Origin of the sequence: Pseudomonas sp. NPDC090208, from assembly GCF_044746785.1 — a bacterium.
Lineage (GTDB): Bacteria > Pseudomonadota > Gammaproteobacteria > Pseudomonadales > Pseudomonadaceae > Aquipseudomonas.
Genome location: NZ_JBIVCU010000003.1, coordinates 16,086 through 33,186, shown reverse-complemented (window position 1 = coordinate 33,186; position 17,101 = coordinate 16,086). Strand labels below are relative to the sequence as shown.

The 17,101-nt window shown below is 61.9% G+C and carries 14 protein-coding genes; 8 read left to right on the top strand and 6 right to left on the bottom strand.

Going from position 1 to position 17,101, the window contains the following annotated elements; genetic code table 11:
* The first annotated feature begins 217 nt into the window (after positions 1 to 217).
* The 3 genes from ACIPL0_RS05990 (at position 218) to ACIPL0_RS05980 (ending at position 3,089) form a co-directional block, all read left to right on the top strand.
* Positions 218 to 688: an Lrp/AsnC family transcriptional regulator gene (locus ACIPL0_RS05990; RefSeq protein ID WP_400595960.1), complete on the top strand. Its 471-nt coding sequence runs from the start codon at positions 218 to 220 to the stop codon at positions 686 to 688.
* A 544-nt stretch (positions 689 to 1,232) separates the two neighbouring features.
* Positions 1,233 to 1,772, top strand: a complete 540-nt coding sequence (locus ACIPL0_RS05985; RefSeq protein ID WP_400595962.1) for a DUF4880 domain-containing protein — start codon at positions 1,233 to 1,235, stop codon at positions 1,770 to 1,772.
* Positions 1,773 to 1,946: 174 nt separating this feature from the next.
* Positions 1,947 to 3,089 carry a M14-type cytosolic carboxypeptidase gene (locus ACIPL0_RS05980; protein ID WP_400595964.1) on the top strand — a complete coding sequence of 381 codons (1,143 nt, stop codon included), beginning with the start codon at positions 1,947 to 1,949 and terminating at the stop codon, positions 3,087 to 3,089.
* A 253-nt stretch (positions 3,090 to 3,342) separates the two neighbouring features.
* Here the strand turns inward: ACIPL0_RS05980 and ACIPL0_RS05975 are convergent, their stop codons facing one another.
* Together ACIPL0_RS05975 and ACIPL0_RS05970 are read right to left on the bottom strand one after the other, a co-directional pair.
* A complete protein-coding gene (locus ACIPL0_RS05975; RefSeq protein WP_400595966.1) occupies positions 3,343 to 3,888 on the bottom strand; it encodes a cytochrome b in 546 nt (181 codons plus the stop codon).
* Positions 3,885 to 4,970 carry a catalase family peroxidase gene (locus tag ACIPL0_RS05970; RefSeq protein WP_400595968.1) on the bottom strand — a complete coding sequence of 362 codons (1,086 nt, stop codon included), beginning with the start codon at positions 4,968 to 4,970 and terminating at the stop codon, positions 3,885 to 3,887. The genes ACIPL0_RS05975 and ACIPL0_RS05970 overlap by 4 nt, the downstream gene beginning before the upstream one ends.
* A gap of 178 nt (positions 4,971 to 5,148) precedes the next feature.
* Between ACIPL0_RS05970 and ACIPL0_RS05965 the strand changes: the two genes are divergently transcribed.
* Both ACIPL0_RS05965 and ACIPL0_RS05960 read left to right on the top strand, forming a co-directional pair.
* The gene (locus tag ACIPL0_RS05965; RefSeq protein WP_400595970.1) at positions 5,149 to 5,661 is read left to right on the top strand and encodes a sigma-70 family RNA polymerase sigma factor; all 513 of its coding nucleotides are present in this window, start codon (positions 5,149 to 5,151) and stop codon (positions 5,659 to 5,661) included.
* Positions 5,658 to 6,416 (top strand): anti-sigma factor family protein, encoded by a 759-nt coding sequence (locus ACIPL0_RS05960; protein WP_400595972.1) that lies wholly within the window; start codon positions 5,658 to 5,660, stop codon positions 6,414 to 6,416. The genes ACIPL0_RS05965 and ACIPL0_RS05960 overlap by 4 nt, the downstream gene beginning before the upstream one ends.
* Before the next feature lie 136 nt (positions 6,417 to 6,552).
* Here the strand turns inward: ACIPL0_RS05960 and ACIPL0_RS05955 are convergent, their stop codons facing one another.
* The 3 genes from ACIPL0_RS05955 to ACIPL0_RS05945 all read right to left on the bottom strand — a co-directional run bounded on the left by ACIPL0_RS05955 (position 6,553) and on the right by ACIPL0_RS05945 (position 12,094).
* Entirely contained in the window at positions 6,553 to 8,157 is a 1,605-nt protein-coding gene (locus ACIPL0_RS05955) for a lactate dehydrogenase (RefSeq protein ID WP_400595974.1), read from the bottom strand.
* 81 nt (positions 8,158 to 8,238) lie between these two features.
* Entirely contained in the window at positions 8,239 to 10,155 is a 1,917-nt protein-coding gene (locus tag ACIPL0_RS05950) for a propionyl-CoA synthetase (protein WP_400595976.1), read from the bottom strand.
* A gap of 727 nt (positions 10,156 to 10,882) precedes the next feature.
* The gene (locus tag ACIPL0_RS05945) at positions 10,883 to 12,094 is read right to left on the bottom strand and encodes an MFS transporter (RefSeq protein ID WP_400595978.1); all 1,212 of its coding nucleotides are present in this window, start codon (positions 12,092 to 12,094) and stop codon (positions 10,883 to 10,885) included.
* A gap of 107 nt (positions 12,095 to 12,201) precedes the next feature.
* Here ACIPL0_RS05945 and ACIPL0_RS05940 point away from each other — a divergent pair, with 107 nt between their 5' ends.
* The gene (locus ACIPL0_RS05940) at positions 12,202 to 12,750 is read left to right on the top strand and encodes a TetR/AcrR family transcriptional regulator (RefSeq protein WP_400595980.1); all 549 of its coding nucleotides are present in this window, start codon (positions 12,202 to 12,204) and stop codon (positions 12,748 to 12,750) included.
* Positions 12,751 to 12,809: 59 nt separating this feature from the next.
* Positions 12,810 to 14,084 carry a leucine-rich repeat-containing protein kinase family protein gene (locus ACIPL0_RS05935; RefSeq protein WP_400595982.1) on the top strand — a complete coding sequence of 425 codons (1,275 nt, stop codon included), beginning with the start codon at positions 12,810 to 12,812 and terminating at the stop codon, positions 14,082 to 14,084.
* 129 nt (positions 14,085 to 14,213) lie between these two features.
* Here ACIPL0_RS05935 and ACIPL0_RS05930 read toward each other — a convergent pair whose 3' ends face one another.
* On the bottom strand, positions 14,214 to 14,918 hold the full coding sequence (locus tag ACIPL0_RS05930) for a YebC/PmpR family DNA-binding transcriptional regulator (protein WP_400595984.1): 705 nt from the start codon (positions 14,916 to 14,918) through the stop codon (positions 14,214 to 14,216).
* 308 nt (positions 14,919 to 15,226) lie between these two features.
* On the opposite strand from ACIPL0_RS05930, the gene ACIPL0_RS05925 reads away from it, so the two are divergent.
* Positions 15,227 to 17,086, top strand: coding sequence for a type VI secretion system Vgr family protein (locus ACIPL0_RS05925; RefSeq protein ID WP_400595986.1), 1,860 nt, complete (start codon positions 15,227 to 15,229; stop codon positions 17,084 to 17,086).
* Positions 17,087 to 17,101 lie beyond the last annotated feature (15 nt).

The window sequence follows — 17,101 nt, the reverse complement described above, 5'->3', positions numbered from 1 at the left end:
TCCCTTGTTTTTATTGGGTTAGATAAACCCTTGTGCGATTTGAATGTGGCAGGCAACGCCTCGTGGGCGTCTTGCTGCCTGGTCGCCGGGACGGTTCACCCGGCGCACACGATGCTCATGTTGCCTGTGGCCAGCGGGCTTTTTCTTTCTAAATTGGCCGAAATCTGCTCATATCCTGCATGCCTGTTTCATTTAAAGAATAAAAAAGGGTCAATTCATGCAGGTCAAACTCAGCCCCATCGATCGCAAGATCCTCCGTCTGCTGCAGCACGACGCCAACCTCTCCGCCGCCGAGATCGCCGAGCGCGTGGAGCTGTCTCAGTCGCCTTGTTGGCGGCGCATCAACCGGTTGGAAGAAGAGGGTGTGATCGAACGCAAGGTCGCTTTGCTCAGCCCGGCAAAGCTTGGACTGACCATGACGGTGTTCGTCGATGTGAAATTGTCAGGCCACGGGCGCCGCTATCTGACCGAGTTCGAAAACGCGATCATCGGCTACCCCGAGGTGCTGGAGTGCTACACCATGGCTGGCGACATGGACTTCATGCTCAAGGTGGTGGTGCAGGACATTGCCAGCTACGAGCGCTTTCTGCGTGATCACCTGCTGCAAAGCCCCCACGTCCAGGAGGCTCATTCCAACATCGCGATGAGTACAGTCAAGCGCACCACGGAACTGCCGATACCGGCGTGAAACCCTGATGGTACGGCGGTGGCGTGGCTGAAATTGCCGCCGTCGACAAAGCGTTTCGGCACTGACAAAGGGGAAAGAAACGAGAAAGGCAGAAAATTTTTTTCGCAGGAAAGCGAAAAAACATTTGACGTGCAAATGATAATAATTATTATTGAGCTCAGCCGGTCGCGAGACTGGCGGGTAACCCAGAAGCCTTAGGTCGGCTTCCGGATTATCTCCTCATCAGGCTAATCACGGTTTTTGACCCGGCTTTTTGCCGGGTCTTTTTTTTCGTGCCCTTGAAGGGTCTGGTTCGGTCGGGGTGCTGCGTTCTTCAGGCTAATGAAGAGGGTCGACATTCGATGGCCGGCATCATAGCAAAAGAAAATTGAGCACTGAACCGCTTGCGAGGTCAAAAACGACATATTCGGTAAAAATTTTGCAAAAAAACGACGCGACACTTGAGAATGAATCTCATAAGCACTAAGATCGACCTCGCGTCACGGACGATGCCCCCCACTCCTCCACAGCGGACGCCTTACGGATGAAAAGCGAGTGAACCATCATGGCCAATCAGCTCAGCCCCCTGTTTGCACTCTCCTCCCGGCAATCTGATCTGCCGATCAGCGCCCAGGACGATCACTATCGTCGCCTGATCCAGAAGCTGCCACGTCGTACCCAGCAGATTTTTCTGTTGAGCCGCCTGGACCAACTCGCCTACGGCGACATCACCCAACTGCTGGAACTGGATGTCGGCGCGGTCGAACGCAGCATGTTCCGCGTGCTGCAACAGTGTGCCGATGATCACGCCGATGCACCCGTTCCCGACGATATCCGCCAGCATGCGCAGCGTTGGTACGTGCACCTGCAAAGCCCGCAAGCCACGGCCAGTCAGCGTATCGAGTTCCGTCACTGGCTCGATGCCGATCCGCTTCACCTTCAAGCCTTCGAAGCCACGGAACGTCTGTGGCGCCGTCTGCAGACACCCGCTGCGATTCTTGGCGCCAGCGGCTGGCATCGGCGCAAGCGTCGCGGCTATCTGGGCTGGCTGCTGCTGACCGCGTTTCTGTGCAGCCTGCTGGTCACCGCCGAAGCCTTCTATTGAAGCGCTCCCGTTTATCGGGGGCGTTTGCATGGCCGATAGACTACATATTCTGTCGCCGTGGCTCCGACCGATGCGTGTAAAGTACCTGCCATAACAGCCCCGAGCGGCATCCGGCCTGGCCGTGACTGCCGCCAGATGGCGTCGAGTTGGCATTAACGTACTCAGGACTTTGCCGTGATTCAGACCACTCTTTCGATTACCGCCGATTTTGACAGCGGCAACATCAACGTGCTCGACGCCAGCGATCCTCGCGCCGTGAAGCTGGCGATCCGCCCCGACACCAAAAGCGCGCATTTCCAGTGGTTCCACTTCAAGGTCGACGGCATGCAGGTCGGCCAGCCCCACGCCTTCAGCCTCACCAACGCCAGCGAATCCAGCTACAACCGTGCCTGGACCGGCTACAACGCCGTGGCGTCCTACGATCAGAAAAGCTGGTTCCGCGTGCCCAGCCAGTTTGACGGCAAGGCGCTGAATTTCGAGCTGTCGCCGAGCGAGCCGCAAGTCTGGTTCGCCTATTTCGAACCCTACAGCCGCGAACGTCATGAGTGGCTTGTCGATCAGGCGCTGAACAAGGCCGGTACCGAACTGCTGGCGACCGGCAAGAGCGTGGAGGGCCGCAACATTCCACTGCTGCGCAAGGGCGATGGCGCCGAAGGCAAACGCAAGATCTGGATCATCGCCCAGCAACACCCGGGCGAGCATATGGCCGAGTGGTTCATGGAAGGCGTGATCGAGCGCCTGCAGGAAAACGACGCCGAGTTGCAGGCCCTTCTGGCTGCAGCCGATCTGTATCTGGTGCCGCACATGAACCCGGACGGCTCTTTCCATGGTCATCTGCGCACCAACGCGCAAGGCAAAGACCTCAACCGCGCCTGGCAGGATTCGACCCCGGAACTGAGCCCGGAGGTGTTTTTCGTCAAGGAGCAGATGGAGAAGTACGGCGTGGACATGTTCCTCGACGTACACGGTGACGAGGAAATTCCTTATGTGTTCACCGCGGCCTGCGAAGGCAATCCGGGTTACACCGACCAGCAGAAAGCACTGGAAGCCGACTTCCGTGCCCGCCTGGGCGGCATGACCAAAGACTTCCAGAGCCGTTACGGCTATCCGAAGTCGGAGCCTGGTCAGGCCAACATGAACCTGGCGTGCAACAGCGTCGGCGAGCGCTATAAATGCCTGTCGCTGACCCTGGAAATGCCGTTCAAGGACAACGACGACGCCCCGGACGCGCTCACCGGCTGGTCCGGCAAACGCTCCAAACAGCTGGCGCGGGATGTGTTGACCACCTTGGGGCAGATGGTGTCGGTGCTGCGTTGAGTCGATGAGAGAGCCGAGCAGATTTGGCGGCAATCCACAAAGCCTGTGGCTGACAGCAATCCTGTGGGAGGGAGCCCTGCTCGCGAACGCGGTGTGTCAGCCAACATCACGATTTCTGACCCGTCGCCTTCGCGAGCAGAGCTCCCTCCCACACTGGATCTGCTTCTACCCAACCCTCCCGGTACACGCCTCAATCCCGTAGCAGTCCGGCTTGCCGGCGGTGGCGCCCGTGAGAGCGACACCGCAGGAAGCGTCAATTGCGCGACGATCCTTTCAACATGCTGTCCAGCACTTCATCGCGCCGGATCCACGCGTGGAACAGCGCCGCGGCCAGGTGCATCAGAATGGTCAGGAAGAACAGGTAAGCCAGATAACGGTGAGCCTTGCGCAGGAACGCGAAGGTTTCCGCATGGGCGGCCACAATCGACGGCAGGCGCAGCGAGCTGCTGATCATGACCGGGTCGCCAGCGGCCGAGATCATCGCCCAGCCGATCAATGGCATCGCCAGCATCAGCGCATACAGCAGCACATGGGACAGTTTTGCCGCCAGGGCCTGCCAGGCCGGCAAGTCGGCCGGCAACCCCGGAGTGCGGCTGCTGAAACGTACGATCAGGCGCACGATGACCAGCACCAGAATCGCGATACCCAACGGCTTGTGCAGGCTGAGCAGCCATTCGTGACGCTCCGACACCGAAGCGACCATCCCGGCGCCGATAAACAGCATGGCGATGATCATCAGCGCCATCAGCCAGTGCAGCAGCCGGGCCAGAGGCGAGAAATGCGAGGCTGGCTGATTCATGGCTGTTTCTCCTGTGCCGGTTGTGCGCTCAATTGCCCTACTTCACTGGTGCGTCGCATGTAAGAAGACGCATACGCCGCCGAACGCGCTGCCAACAACGGATCGTCAGAACCCTCGATGCCGCTCGGCAGTATCAGCGGGTCGAAGTTGATGTCGCGGCAGCTGCCACTCAGTTGCGAGCTGTCGCCTTCGACCACCAGAGTGCCGGCGTTGACCGTCTTGTGCTCGCCAGTCCAGGCTTTCGAGGCGTCGTTGGTAGGGTCCTGCGGATTGCCCAGGGTCAGGACCAGATCCCAGCGTTGCGGGCCGCTGGCAAGTTTTTCATCCAAGTCCTTTTGCAGGTAATCCTTGGCATCCGGTGCGGTGGCATCCGCCTGCGCATGGGGCACCAGATTCCAACGCACCGGCTGACGCTTGCCATTTGCATCGACCAGAATGAACGCGTTGACGCTGTTGTAGTTTTCCGTGACGAAACTGGCCGACGGCTTGACCGTCTTGACCCAGGCCAGGAACGGTTGCGCTTCCGGGTGAGCCGCGAAAAACGCCGCCGGCTTGGCCGGATCGGGCTTGCCGGTGGCCGGGTCCGGAGCCGTGGCTTTCAGCAGATCGACGAACGCTTCGGGCGTCCCGATCGGGAACACCGGCATGCTGTTCATGCCGGTGCGCCATTGCTGACCATTGGCCTGAGTGAATTGCAGGGCGAAACTGCGGATCGGTGCCGCGCTGTCCGGCGAATACGGGTTACCGGTCGGCAAGGCCAGACGGCCGATGACCGGCGTGCGCCCGCTGGCGAACACTTCGGCCTTCGACAGGCTGGCGGCAGCGCCGTTGCTTTCAAAATAGCCGGCCACACAAATGCCTTTCGGGTGGTTGCGCCGGTAGCCGGGATGGACGCCATTGTTGTGCTCGAAAACATCGACCACCCGTGCCGGTGTCAGACGCTGTGGCTCAAGGCTGCCGTTGACGTAGGCAAAAGCGGCTGCGGCAACCAGCACCACTGCGCCGATACCGGCCAGGCGTGCGAGTTTTGCCGAGTTGCTCAGCGGTGGTTTGCGTGGGTACGGCGGCTCACGGTCAAGCATGGGACGATCTCCGGGCCTGTGGCCTCTGTGAATGATTCTGCGGTGGGACGTGGCCGACAGACATTTATTCCGGCGACGGCGATTTATTTTTTTGTGCAGTGGAATAACCTGCGATGACGGGCGTCTGTCTGGTCACACGATCCGAAACGATCCTGCCGATCGCCCTGGAAGCCACACCATGAACGATGTCGATGACCAACTGCGTGAACTGCTGCCGCGCCTGCGCCGTTTCGCGGTATCGCTGACCCGCGATTACAGCAGCGCCGACGACCTGGTGCAGTCAAGCCTGGAAAAAGCCCTGTCCGCGTGGAACAGCCGACGCCAGGACGGAGACCTGCGTGCCTGGTTGTTCTCCATTCTTTATAGGCAATTTCTCGACGCCCATCGTCGCTCTCGACGCTACAGCCGCATGCTGGAGCTGTTTACCGGCGGCAAGGAAGACCAGATGCAGCCTTCGGCGGAGCGCACGGTGGTCGCCCAGACCACCTTGCAGGCGTTCGAGCGGCTGAGTACCGAACAACGCGCGCTGCTGCTGTGGGTCTCGGTCGAAGGCTTGAGTTACAACGAAGTGGCGGCGATTCTCGAGGTCCCGGTGGGGACCGTGATGTCCCGTCTGTCTCGCGCACGCCAGGCCTTGCGCCTGCTCAGCGAAGGCGAAATCACCACCCCTGCTCTGCGGATACTGAAATGATCACTTTGCCTCCCAGCGAACGCGACCTGCACGCCTACGTCGATGGCCTGCTCAATGAAGCCGATCAGGTGACCATGGAAACCTGGCTGGCCGCCAATCCCGAACAGGCCCGGCAGATCCTCGCCTGGCAACTGGATGCCCAGAACCTGCGAGCGGGTCTGAGCGGCGAGCTGCACCGCTCGGCGAATCCGGATCTGGACCCGGCGTTCATTCGTCAACGCCTGCGCCGCAACCGCACCCGCCACTTCGCCAGCGCCGCAGTATTGCTGATCGCCGTGGCCGTTGGCGGCCTGAGTGGCTGGCAGGCACGGGAAATGACCCTGGCCAGCGGCGTGTTACCGATGGCCGATGCCGTACAGGCGTACCGCATGTTCGCGCTCAACGACAACATGGCGACCGACTGGAACCCGGGCAAACCGAACAACGTGCAGGTCTGGCTGGACAAGAATTTCGCTCAGGCCAACCGCCTGCCGGACCTTGAAGCGGCCGGTTTCAAACCGGTCAGTGGTCGCTTGAGTAGCACCGAACAGGGCGCCGCAGCGACCGTGGTGTACAAGGATGCCCAAGGGCGGACCTTGAGTTTCTACATTCGTCCGCCCGGCGATCACAACCACTTGCTGCCCCGTGGCATGCGCCGTGACGGTGAGTTGCAGGCCGACTACTGGTCTGGCAGCGGTTACAACTACGCGGTGGTCGGCCCGGCCAACGACCCGGCGGCGGAAGCGGCACGCCGGGCATTGAAGCGAGCGATCTGAAGCACAGCTCGTGTGTTCTGGCCTTCGGGCCTGCCTTATACAGTGTGGGAGCGAATTCATTCGCGAGAGGCCAGCCCGGTCGACATGGATCTGTCATCGGCAAACCCTATCGCGAATGAATTCGCTCCCACAGTCGTCATGAGCCGCCGCGCAGCTGCGTCGGATCGCTCTGAAGCAACACCTGATCCTGAATGCTCGCCAGTGCATCTTTCAACAGCGAAGTCCCGCGCCCCAATTGCGCCTGTTTGTCCTGTTGCAGGGCTTGTTGCAGCACGCTGAGGAAGTTGTGGGTCCTTGATGCACTCACCGGCGTCTTGGTGTCTTCTTCCAGATGCCCCAACACGTACTTCGACACGCGCGTGGACTGGCTGGCCGACTGTGCCACCGAGGCGTTGACCAATGCACCCTTCTCATAGCCGATCCGGGTGGTGCTGCTGGCCGAATCCTCGACCTGGAAATACTGATAGCTCTGGGATTTCGGATCGCGGGTCAGGTCCAGCTTCTGCCCCGGATACAACGCCTTGTGGTAACTGGCGGTCAGGTGCGACTGCTGGTTCTGTTCGATGCTGCGATTGAGCTGGTTGCGGCCTTTGGACTGGGTCGACTGCGACAGGTCATAGGCAAAGCTGTCCAGCTCGTTCGGACGCACCGGGTTGTCGGCCTTGCTGTGCTCGCTGACCGATGCGCTGAAATCGGCCAGGCCCGTGAGCAACGCGTGATCGGTGTTGGTCAATTCGATGGAGCTGACGGTCTGTGGCTTGTTTGAAACGCGGGTGTCGGGGTAGTTGCTGTGCAACGTCTTGAAGCCATCCTCGAACATCGACAGCAACGCCGGATCGCCATCGCCACGGCGACGAGCCGCTTCGATCTGGTTGATGTAGCCCTTCAACGCCCTCGCCTGCTGGTCGCTGTCGCCTCTGATCGCCGAGTTTTTGAGGTCCACCGACATCTGCATGTCGCCCGCCGCGCCGCTCATGCGCAGTGAACGCTGTTCGTCGTTGGCATGCAGCTCGAAAGTCTGAATGCTGTTGTCACTCAGCTTCAGGCGGGTGCTCAGGTCTACCGAGGAAAACACCTTTGAATCGAAGTGGGTCAAGGCATCCAGTTTCAGTTGCGGCGGTTGCTGGGTCAGCCCGTCGATGGCCTTTTGAAAGCCGTCGGCCATCGCCCCCAGCGCTACTAGCTCATCGTCGGTCAACTGCCCACCGCTGACATCCGCCTGCATCGACAAGCCGTTGGTCGAACTGCTCAAGGTCAGTTGCACGGTTTTGCCGCTGGCGGTCTTCAGGGTCAGGCTGATGCTGTTGTCGGCCTGGGTATGCAGCCTGTCCCGGGCCGCCGCGACTTCCGCAGGCTCCAGCGCCCGGCCGGTGGTGGAACGCAGCACCGACTGGGAAATACCCTTGCCGGTCTCCGCTAGTTGGCTGATCAACGCTGCGCCCAGCCCGGCGAAGCGGCTGGCGCTGGATGAGTTGCCAAAGTTGCCCATCATCGCCAGCGACACCTTGTCCTGCTCGGTGTACTCCCAGGCCGGCGGCACATCGGGGTCGGCGATGACGCCACGCGCGGTGTAGGTCTGCGCATCGGTCACGCCGCTGTCCTGGCCGAGGGTGACGACCGTCGTCGGCGAAGCGGGTGCCGATGCAGTAACGGCGAGCGGCTCATTGGCGGCCGGCACCGTGGCGGCGAGTTTGGCGACCACCGGCTGTTGCGCGGCGGCGATGGAAGAAATCGCTGTCATGACACGTCCATGATCGAAGGGATGGAATGATCCTCTTCAATCATGTCGGCTTTGATACAAACAACTTGAGCCGGACGTTGCTCACAAACGCGCATTTCCGGCCAGTGCTTCGGCCACCTCCCCGAGAATCGCCGGATCGTCGATGGTCGCCGGCACCGCGTATTCCTCGCCATCGGCGATCTTGCGCAGCACGGCACGCAGGGTCTTGCCGGAACGGGTCTTGGGCAGCCGCCGGACCACCGTCACCCGGTTGAAACAGGCCAGCGCACCGATCCGCTCACGGATCAGCGCCACCAGTTCGGCTTGCACCTGTGCGGCGTTCTGGCCGATGCCATCCTTGAGCACCACCAGCGCCAGCGGGACCTGACCCTTGATCTCGTCATGCGCGCCGATCACCGCGCTTTCGGCTACCGCAGGATGCTGGCCGACCAGGTCTTCCATTTCTCCGGTCGACAGACGATGACCCGAGACGTTGATCACGTCATCGGTGCGCCCCATGATGTAGACGAACCCGTTCTCGTCGATATAGCCGCCGTCGCCAGTGTTGTAATACCCCGGAAAACGCTGCAGATACGCCTGCAAGTAACGCGGATGATCGTGCCACAGGGTCTGGCTGCACCCGGGCGGCAGCGGCAAGGCGATGACGATTGCGCCCTGCTCTCCGGCGGCCAGCAGTTGCCCTTCTTCATCCATGACGCTTACAGCGTATCCCGGCACGGCGCGATTGCTCGAACCCGGCGCCGGCTCATGGCCCGGCAACCCCAGACACGGCGCTGTCACCGGCCAGCCGGTTTCGGTCTGCCACCAGTGGTCGAGCACCGGTTTGCCGGTCAACTGCTCCAGCCATTGATGGGTGCTGGAATCCAGCTTCTCGCCGGCCAGAAACAGCTGCCGAATCGAACTCAGGTCATGTCGCTTCAGGTGTTCACCGTGCGGGTCTTCCTTGCGGATCGCACGCATCGCCGTCGGTGCGCAGAACAGCGCGTTGACCCGATACTGCTCGACGATTCGCCAGTAAGCGCCGGCATCCGGAGTGCGCACCGGTTTGCCCTCATAAAACACCGTGGTGCAGCCCGCCATCAGCGGCCCGTAGACGATCAGCGTATGACCCACCACCCAACCGACGTCGGAGATCCCCCACCAGACATCCCCGGCCTGCATGCCGTACACCTGATTCATGGTGTAGCGCATGGCCACGGCGTGACCGCCATTTTCGCGGACGATGCCCTTGGGTTTGCCGGTGGTGCCCGAGGTATACAGCACGTACAACGGGTCGAGAGCAGAAACCGGCACCGGCCCGACCGTCTCGGCGTCGGCCAGCGCCGTCTGCCAGTCCAGATCACGCGGTTCGACCAACGTCGCCAGAGACTGTGATCGTTGCCAGAGCAGCACCCGCTCGGGGTTGTGCCGGGCCAGTTGCAGCGCCTTGTCCACCAGCGGCTTGTAGGGAATGACCCGCTCGAACTCCAGCCCGCAGGAAGCGGTCAGCAGCAGCCTGGGTTTGATGTCATCGATGCGCAGCGCCAGTTCGTGGGGCGCGAAGCCGCCGAACACCACCGAATGCACGGCGCCGATCCGCGCGCAGGCGAGCATCGCCATGGCCGCCTGGGGAATCATCGGCATATAGATGATGACGCCGTCGCCCTTCTCCACACCCAGTTGCCGCAGCAACCCGGCCAGCCGTGCCACTTCATCGCGCAACTGGTTGAAGGTGTATTGCCCCTGCTGGCCGGTCACCGGCGAGTCGTAGATCAGCGCCAGCTGTTCGCCACGGCCCTGTTCGATCTGATAGTCCAGTGCCAGATAGCTGCTGTTGAGCTCGCCATCGGCAAACCAGCGATGGGTGCCATCGGCCAGGGTCTGCAAAGTCTGTTGTGGCGCGCGGTACCACGCGACCTGACGGGCCTGCTGCGCCCAATAGGCGACCGGATCGGCCAGCGCCTGACGATAATGCTGGGTGTAATGCTCGCCTGCCGGCTGGCGGGTTGACTCACTCATTCGCGGATCCCTGTGATTGTTTTTATCGGGTCTGACCACACAGGAATCAAACTAGCAGACCTTCCGCTGCCTGCCATTCAAGGCTCTAGCAGCCGGGCTTGCTAGCGGTAGCACACTTGAGATCGCCACCGCCGGCAAGCCGGACTGCTACGGAATGTTCGCCACAAAATCCTGTAGGAGCCGGCTTGCTGGCGAACGCGGCAGGTCAGATACCTCTTCAGTGACGGATCTGACGCTATCGCGAGCAGAGCTCCCTTCCACAGGACTTGCAAGGCCCGGCAGATCGCGGCCAGCCGCTCTGCTCTTGAAGCAACCTGGCTTGCCAGCGTCGGCACACTTGAGATCGCTGCCGCCGGCACGCCGGACTGCTACGGAATGTTCACCGCAAAATCCTGTAGGAGCCGGCTTGCTGGCGAACGCGGCAGGTCAGATACCTCTTCAGTGACGGATCTGACGCTTTCGCGAGCAGGGCTCCCTCCCACAGGACTTGCAAGGCTCGGCAGATCCCGGCCAGCCGGACTGCTGCGGAATGTTCACCACAAAATCCTGTAGGAGCCGGCTTGCTGGCGAACGCGGCAGGTCAGATACCTCTTCAGTGACGGATCTGGCGCTTTCGCGAGCAGGGCTCCCTCCCACAGGACTTGCAGGGCTCGGCAGATCCCGGCTAGACCCCTGTTCTTGTAGCAGCATGGCTTGCCAGCGGTGGCGTACTTGAGATCGCAACGGTCTACACACCTGATGTCGCAGGCGACTGTTCGCGCCGCATCAGCAACCCGCCCAGCGCCAGCAGGGCCAGCAGCACCACCACCGAGCCATACACGTTGGTGGTCAGCAGTAACCCCGCCGTTTTTACCGAGTAACCAGCCAGCAGCGCCGGCAGGCAGAACGCCAGGTAACTCAGCACCAGGAACGCCGACATCAACCCGGCCCGCTCGTGGGCGTGAGCCAGCGGCAGCAACAGACGCAACGCCCCCAGAAAACTGGCGCCGAAGCCGACACCTGCGACCACCGCCGCAACGAAAAACAGCCACAACCAGCCCAGATTGACCGCCAGCAAAATCACCGTCACACCGAATGCGAGAAAGCTGCAACCGACCCGCAACGCCAGTTGCGGCGCGCGCAGGCGCAGTGTGAGGATCGAAATCGCCCCGCTGATGGTCAGCGCCGCAACGGCCAGACCGCCGTTGAGCACCGAGGTCGAACCGGTGGCGACCGTCAGCAGCGACGGTGCCAGTGACAAGAAGAAGCCACCCAGCGCCCACGCAGCGATATCCGCTGGCAAGACCAGCAGCAAGGTCCGGCGCGCCCGCTGCGGCACATACAGACTGGGCCTGAGGGTTTTCAGCACACCCGGCTGCGGCGTCACGGTTTCCTGCACACGCCACAGGTACAGCGCCTGGGCAATGAAGGCCGCCAGCAGCAGAATGTAGGCCAGCCGGGTCGGCAGCGGCGCGTACTCCACCAGCGCGCTGGTACCAAGCGCGCCGGCGGCCATGCCGAACATCGGCGCGATACTGTTGATCAGCGGCCCTTGGGTCTGGTCGGTGTCAAGCATCGCCGCACCCAAGGCGCTGCTGGCAATCGCCGTCGCCACGCCCTGCAGGCCCCGCGCGGCGATCAGCCAGCCGACATCGCTGGCGCCGATGAACAGCAACATCGAGAGAATTTCCAGCAGCAACGCCGCAAAGATAACCGGTCGGCGGCCGAGATAGTCCGACAGCGATCCCAGCACCAGCAAGGTGCCGAGCAGGCTCAGGGCATAAACCGCAAAGATCAGCGTCAGCACCGCTGAAGAAAAGCCCCAGGCCTGCTGATAGACGTGATAAAGCGGGGTCGGCGCGCTGGACGCGGCGAAAAAGCACAACAGCACGAATGCCAGAAACGCGAGGTGGCCTCGCCCCCGACCATCGGCTTGCGGGTTCTGCAAAGAATCAGACACGCGTACACTCTCCCGAAAAAGCACATCACAAAAGCCACGAATTAGCTTTAGAGAGTGTGCGAGCAGAATCCGCTTAAAGCAAATACTTTGTGTTAAGGTCAGGCTCCATGGCTATCAAAGAAGGCATTCGAACCGGCGGGCGCAGCGCCCGGGTTCAGACATCGATCTATGCGGCAGTTCGCGACCTGCTGCAGGAACAGGAACGCTCGTCCCTGAGCGTGCCCCTGATTGCGGCGCGTGCGGGCGTGACGCCTTCGACCATTTACCGCCGCTGGGGCGACCTCACCTCGCTGCTGGCCGACGCCGCCGTCGAGCGCCTGCGCCCGGACGAGCCGGTGGATTGCGGCAATCTGCGCGACGACCTGCGCACCTGGGTCGAGGTCTATCTAGAAGAAACCAGCTCGGCGCCAGGCCGGGAAATGATCCGCGACGTGGTCGCCAGCAGCGCGACCCTGTGCTCCGGCAAATGCCTGAACATGGTCCGCGATCAATTGCAGATCATCATCGACCGTGCGCAGGATCGCGGCGAACGCAGCCCGTCCGCCGATGAGCTGGTCGACGCCGTGGTCGCGCCGATGGTCTATCGCATCCTTTACGCCGAAGCGGCGCCGACCCTGGAACGCATGCATCAGTTGCTCGACCGCTGCCTGGGCTGAGCACGCCGTCGGCCATCTGGTTATGATGGCCGACCAACGATCACAGGTGTCCCTTCCCCATGCATACCCTTGCAGACCTGCGCGCCGGCACGCTGGCGGGCAGCAAACGGCTCGATCTCAGCTGCGGGCTGGATGAATTCCCCGAAGAAATCTTCAGCCTCGCCGACTCGCTGGAGGTGCTGAACCTGAGCGGCAACCGCCTCAGCGACCTGCCCGCCGATCTGCACCGGCTCAAACACCTGAAAATCCTGTTCTGCTCCGACAACCTGTTCACGCATCTGCCAGAAGCCATTGGCCGCTGCGAGCAGCTGTTTTTCGTCGGCTTCAAGGCCTGCCGGATTCGTGAAGTCTCGCCCCGTGCACTGCCGCCAAGCCTGCGTTCACTGGTGCTTACCGACAATCAGATCGAGTCGCTGCCGGATGAACTCGGGCAATGCCAGCATTTGCAAAAGCTGATGATGGCGGGCAATCGCCTGCAAAGCCTGCCGCCGTCATTGGCCAATTGCCGGAAGCTTGAGCTGGTGCGCATCGCCGCCAACCGCCTGCGGCAACTGCCGCCATGGCTGCTGGAGATGCCCGCGCTGGCCTGGCTGGCCTTTGCCGGCAACCCGCTGAGCGACATCCATACGGAAGAGCCGATCAGGACCATCGCCTGGCCGCAATTGCAGCTACAGCAGCGACTCGGTGAGGGCGCTTCGGGTGTGATCCAGCAGGCGCTGTGGCTCGATGGCGAAGCCGAAACGCCGGTCGCGGTGAAACTGTACAAAGGCCAGCTGACCAGCGACGGTTCGCCGCTGGACGAAATGGCCGCCTGCATCGCCGCCGGACAGCACCCCCATCTGATTCCGATCGAAGGCCAGGTCAGCGAACACCCGCAGGGCACGCGCGGTCTGGTCATGCAGTTGATCCCACCCAGCTTCATCACCCTGGCCCGGCCACCGAGCCTGGAAAGCTGCACTCGCGATGTCTACGACGGCGTCCAGCTGGACCCGCAGCGTGCCAGGCGAATGGCCGCCGGCATTGCCTCGGCCTGCCGTCACTTGCACGGACGCGGCATCAACCACGGCGATCTGTACGCACACAACATCCTCTGGCAGCCGGACGGCAGCAACTTGCTGGGGGATTTCGGGGCGGCGGCGTTCTATCCGGACGAACAGACCGGGCAGCGGCTTGAGCGCATCGAAGTGCGGGCGTTCGGGATTCTGTTGGGGGAATTGCTGGCGTGTTGCGAAGGTGTCGACGAGGGGCTGCAGGCGTTGCAGCAGGCGTGCGTTCAGGCCGGGATCGAGCGGCGGCCGACGTTTGCCGAGATTGAACAGAAGCTGAAAGCGTAGGACTTTGCTGCCGATCGCAGGAGTGAGCTTGCTCGCGATTGCGTTGAACCGGTCACCAGATAGTGATCGGTCTACCGCTATCGCGAGCAAGCTCACTCCTACAACGGGTCAGGGTGAATCCTGACGGGCTTAGCCCGCCAGACCGACGTAGAAGTTCTGCACGTCGTCATGGCTGTCGATGGCTTCCAGGAAGGCCTCGACTTCAGCCATCTGCTCGTCGCTCAGACCCGATACCGGGTTTTTCGGACGGTAGCCGATCTTCGCTGACTCAACGGTAAAGCCATGCTCCGGCAGCGCCTTGCACACCGCGTCCAGATCGGTGGTTTCGGTGTAGAACAGGGTCACGCCGTCATCGCCGGCTTCGACATCCTGCGCACCGGCTTCGATGGCAGCCTCATCCGGGTCGACGCCCGCAGTGGCCGCGACTGCTTCGATCATGCCCAGATGGTCGAAGTCCCAGGCCACCGAACCGCTGGCGCCCAACTGGCCTTTGCGGAACAGCACGCGAATTTCCGCGACGGTGCGGTTGACGTTGTCGGTCAGGCACTCGACGATCACTGGCACCTGATGCGGCGCGAAGCCTTCATACGTCAGCTTTTCGAATGTGACGTGCTCACCCAGCAGACCAGCGCCTTTCTTGATCGCGCGCTCCAGGGTTTCACGAGGCATCGAAGCCTTTTTGGCCTGCTCGACGACCAGACGCAGACGCGAGTTCATGTCCGGGTCGGCACCGGCGCGCGCGGCGATCATGATTTCCTTGGACAGCTTGCCGAAAATCTTGCCCTTGGCGTTGGCTGCTGCTTCTTTGTGTTTGACCTTCCACTGTGCGCCCATGATTGCTCTCTTGTTCCGATGGCGGTAGTCCGTCAGCACCCGCCCGTCGCAACACGGCAGGCAGTGCCGAAAAACGCGCATTTTATACGCGATGGCCGCAGATGAAACCCCTGGCGTGTTGCCGTCGATCAAACGCAGCGGAATAAGTTTCAAGGAAGCTTCCGTCTCTTGCTTAGGAATTATGGATTTTCGCTCGTAGGACACTTCCGAAAATTCAGTCTGAGCGCTTTTGGCCTGCAGCATTCCGTACCCTCTGCACCCCCGATTTTTTCAATGGTGAGAGACGACTGATGCATGAAGACCCGCGCATGACCATGATCCTGGAGACAAGCGACTGCCCGGGCGATCTCCAGATCATCAGCGTCAGCGGTCATGACAGTCTGAATGCACCGTTTCGCTTTGAAATCGATGTGGTCAGCCGCGATCCCCGGTTTGAGCAGGCAGACATGCTGCAGGCCGGCGCCTGCCTGATTCTTGCCGCAGCAGGCCAACCCGAGCAGCGAATACACGGACAGATTTTCGAATGGACCCAGCACTATCGCGGCAGTGGCCTGAGCCTGTACCGCCTGACCCTGATGCCCGAGTTGCAGCGCCTTGCACTGCGCAGCTGCCGCCGGGTGCTCAACGGCCAGAGTGTTCCGCAAATCATTACCGGCCTGTTGCGCGAACATGGCGTGGCGGACGACGGGTTTCGCTTCGAGCACCTGCTCGGCGTCTATCCGCCGCGCCACCACTGCGTGCAGTTCGACGAAAGCGACCTGCAACTGCTGCAACGCCTGTGCGCCGAGGAAGGCATCGTGTTCCGTTTCGAACACCACCACGACCGCCATGTGCTGGTGTTTTCCGATGATCCCGCAGGGTTTCCCGAATGCTTGCAGCCAGCCCAGGTCGACGACTTGGCCGAACATCTGTCGATGCGGGCCTGCCACAGCAGCCACTGGGGCGCGAGTTATGTACCTCAGCCGGTCACCCGGCTATCGGACTGGGCGGACAACGACACGCTGCCTGCCGACATCAACCGCGCAACGCCTGCCGACCATCGCCAGCAGCTCAGAGAGCGGCAATTGCAGCGCCTGCGCTGCGAGCGGCGCCGGGTGGTCGGCCACAGCAGGCTGCCGTGGCTGGTCGGCGGCAGGGTCATTCGCGTCGAAGCCCACGCCGACCTGTCGCTCAACGATCAATGGCTGCTCAAAGAGGTGCACCACGTGGGAAAGCAATGGGCCGCACCGGACGGCTGCTCGCCTGCGGATCAGGCAAGCCTGCTGCAATATCTGGGCGGTCACGAGCCGCCCGTCTCGGTCAGCGCCGACACACCCGGCGCCTATCACAACACTTTTGAGGTCACCCCGTGGGAAATGCCGTTCCGCCCGACACTGCCTGCACGGCGGCCACAGATCAACGCTCGCCAGCCCGTGACACAAACCAGCGAAAAGCCCGACAGACTGGGGCGGATAAGCTTCCGTTACGACTGGCAGATCGCAGGCAGCGACTGCTGGGCGACCGTTGTCGGCAGCCTGCCCGCTACCGGCCTCGGTACACGTCTGCAAGTGGCGTTTTTCGATGGGGATCCGGATCAGCCGCTGATCTGCGGGATCCTCGATGTCGGCGTCGAAGCCCGGACTGCCACGACGCTCGTCGATTTACCGTGTGAGCAGCGGTCAGTCCGCTTGCAGCCCGGTCAGCACCTGATCCTCAACAGTCAGGATGAGTGGCTACTGCGCAGCGCTGCCGCCAGCATCCACGTGACGGCTGACGGTATCGGATTCTCCCCCGTCACCCTCGCCGGCCCGCGCGCCGCCAGCACAGCCAGACAAAGTCCGCCAGAGCCGCCTGAAGGCCCGCAAGACCTGCAACTACGACATCCCGAGCTGTCAGGGCGCGTGCTGCCCCATTGCGCCTGGTACATCGTGCGCATGGCCAAGCTGGATCTGAAGAGGTTGCCGCGACTGTGCGCCGACGACATCCTCTTCGAAGGTGAAACCGACGCCGATGGCTGGCTGGGGCTGGGCCGAGACGATCTTGTCCGGCTGTTGCAGCTGCAGCGCGAATTTCCCGGCCAGTTGTGTCTGGCTCATCCGGGGCATTGCCGCGCGCTGCTCGATTGTTTCTGGCCAGTTGCACCAGACTCGCAACAGACCTTGGACAGCGATGCCGAGATCTATCCGTGAGCGCTCTTGTCCACC

Bases quoted from the DNA above. Each gene is read 5' to 3' on its own strand.
- ACIPL0_RS05990 (WP_400595960.1), top strand. From the start codon at position 218: ATGCAGGTCAAACTCAGCCCCATCGATCGCAAGATCCTCCGTCTGCTG.
- ACIPL0_RS05985 (WP_400595962.1), top strand. From the start codon at position 1,233: ATGGCCAATCAGCTCAGCCCCCTGTTTGCACTCTCCTCCCGGCAATCT.
- ACIPL0_RS05975 (WP_400595966.1), bottom strand. From the start codon at position 3,888: ATGAATCAGCCAGCCTCGCATTTCTCGCCTCTGGCCCGGCTGCTGCAC.
- ACIPL0_RS05970 (WP_400595968.1), bottom strand. From the start codon at position 4,970: ATGCTTGACCGTGAGCCGCCGTACCCACGCAAACCACCGCTGAGCAAC.
- ACIPL0_RS05965 (WP_400595970.1), top strand. From the start codon at position 5,149: ATGAACGATGTCGATGACCAACTGCGTGAACTGCTGCCGCGCCTGCGC.
- ACIPL0_RS05960 (WP_400595972.1), top strand. From the start codon at position 5,658: ATGATCACTTTGCCTCCCAGCGAACGCGACCTGCACGCCTACGTCGAT.
- ACIPL0_RS05955 (WP_400595974.1), bottom strand. From the start codon at position 8,157: ATGACAGCGATTTCTTCCATCGCCGCCGCGCAACAGCCGGTGGTCGCC.
- ACIPL0_RS05950 (WP_400595976.1), bottom strand. From the start codon at position 10,155: ATGAGTGAGTCAACCCGCCAGCCGGCAGGCGAGCATTACACCCAGCAT.
- ACIPL0_RS05940 (WP_400595980.1), top strand. From the start codon at position 12,202: ATGGCTATCAAAGAAGGCATTCGAACCGGCGGGCGCAGCGCCCGGGTT.
- ACIPL0_RS05935 (WP_400595982.1), top strand. From the start codon at position 12,810: ATGCATACCCTTGCAGACCTGCGCGCCGGCACGCTGGCGGGCAGCAAA.
- ACIPL0_RS05930 (WP_400595984.1), bottom strand. From the start codon at position 14,918: ATGGGCGCACAGTGGAAGGTCAAACACAAAGAAGCAGCAGCCAACGCC.
- ACIPL0_RS05925 (WP_400595986.1), top strand. From the start codon at position 15,227: ATGACCATGATCCTGGAGACAAGCGACTGCCCGGGCGATCTCCAGATC.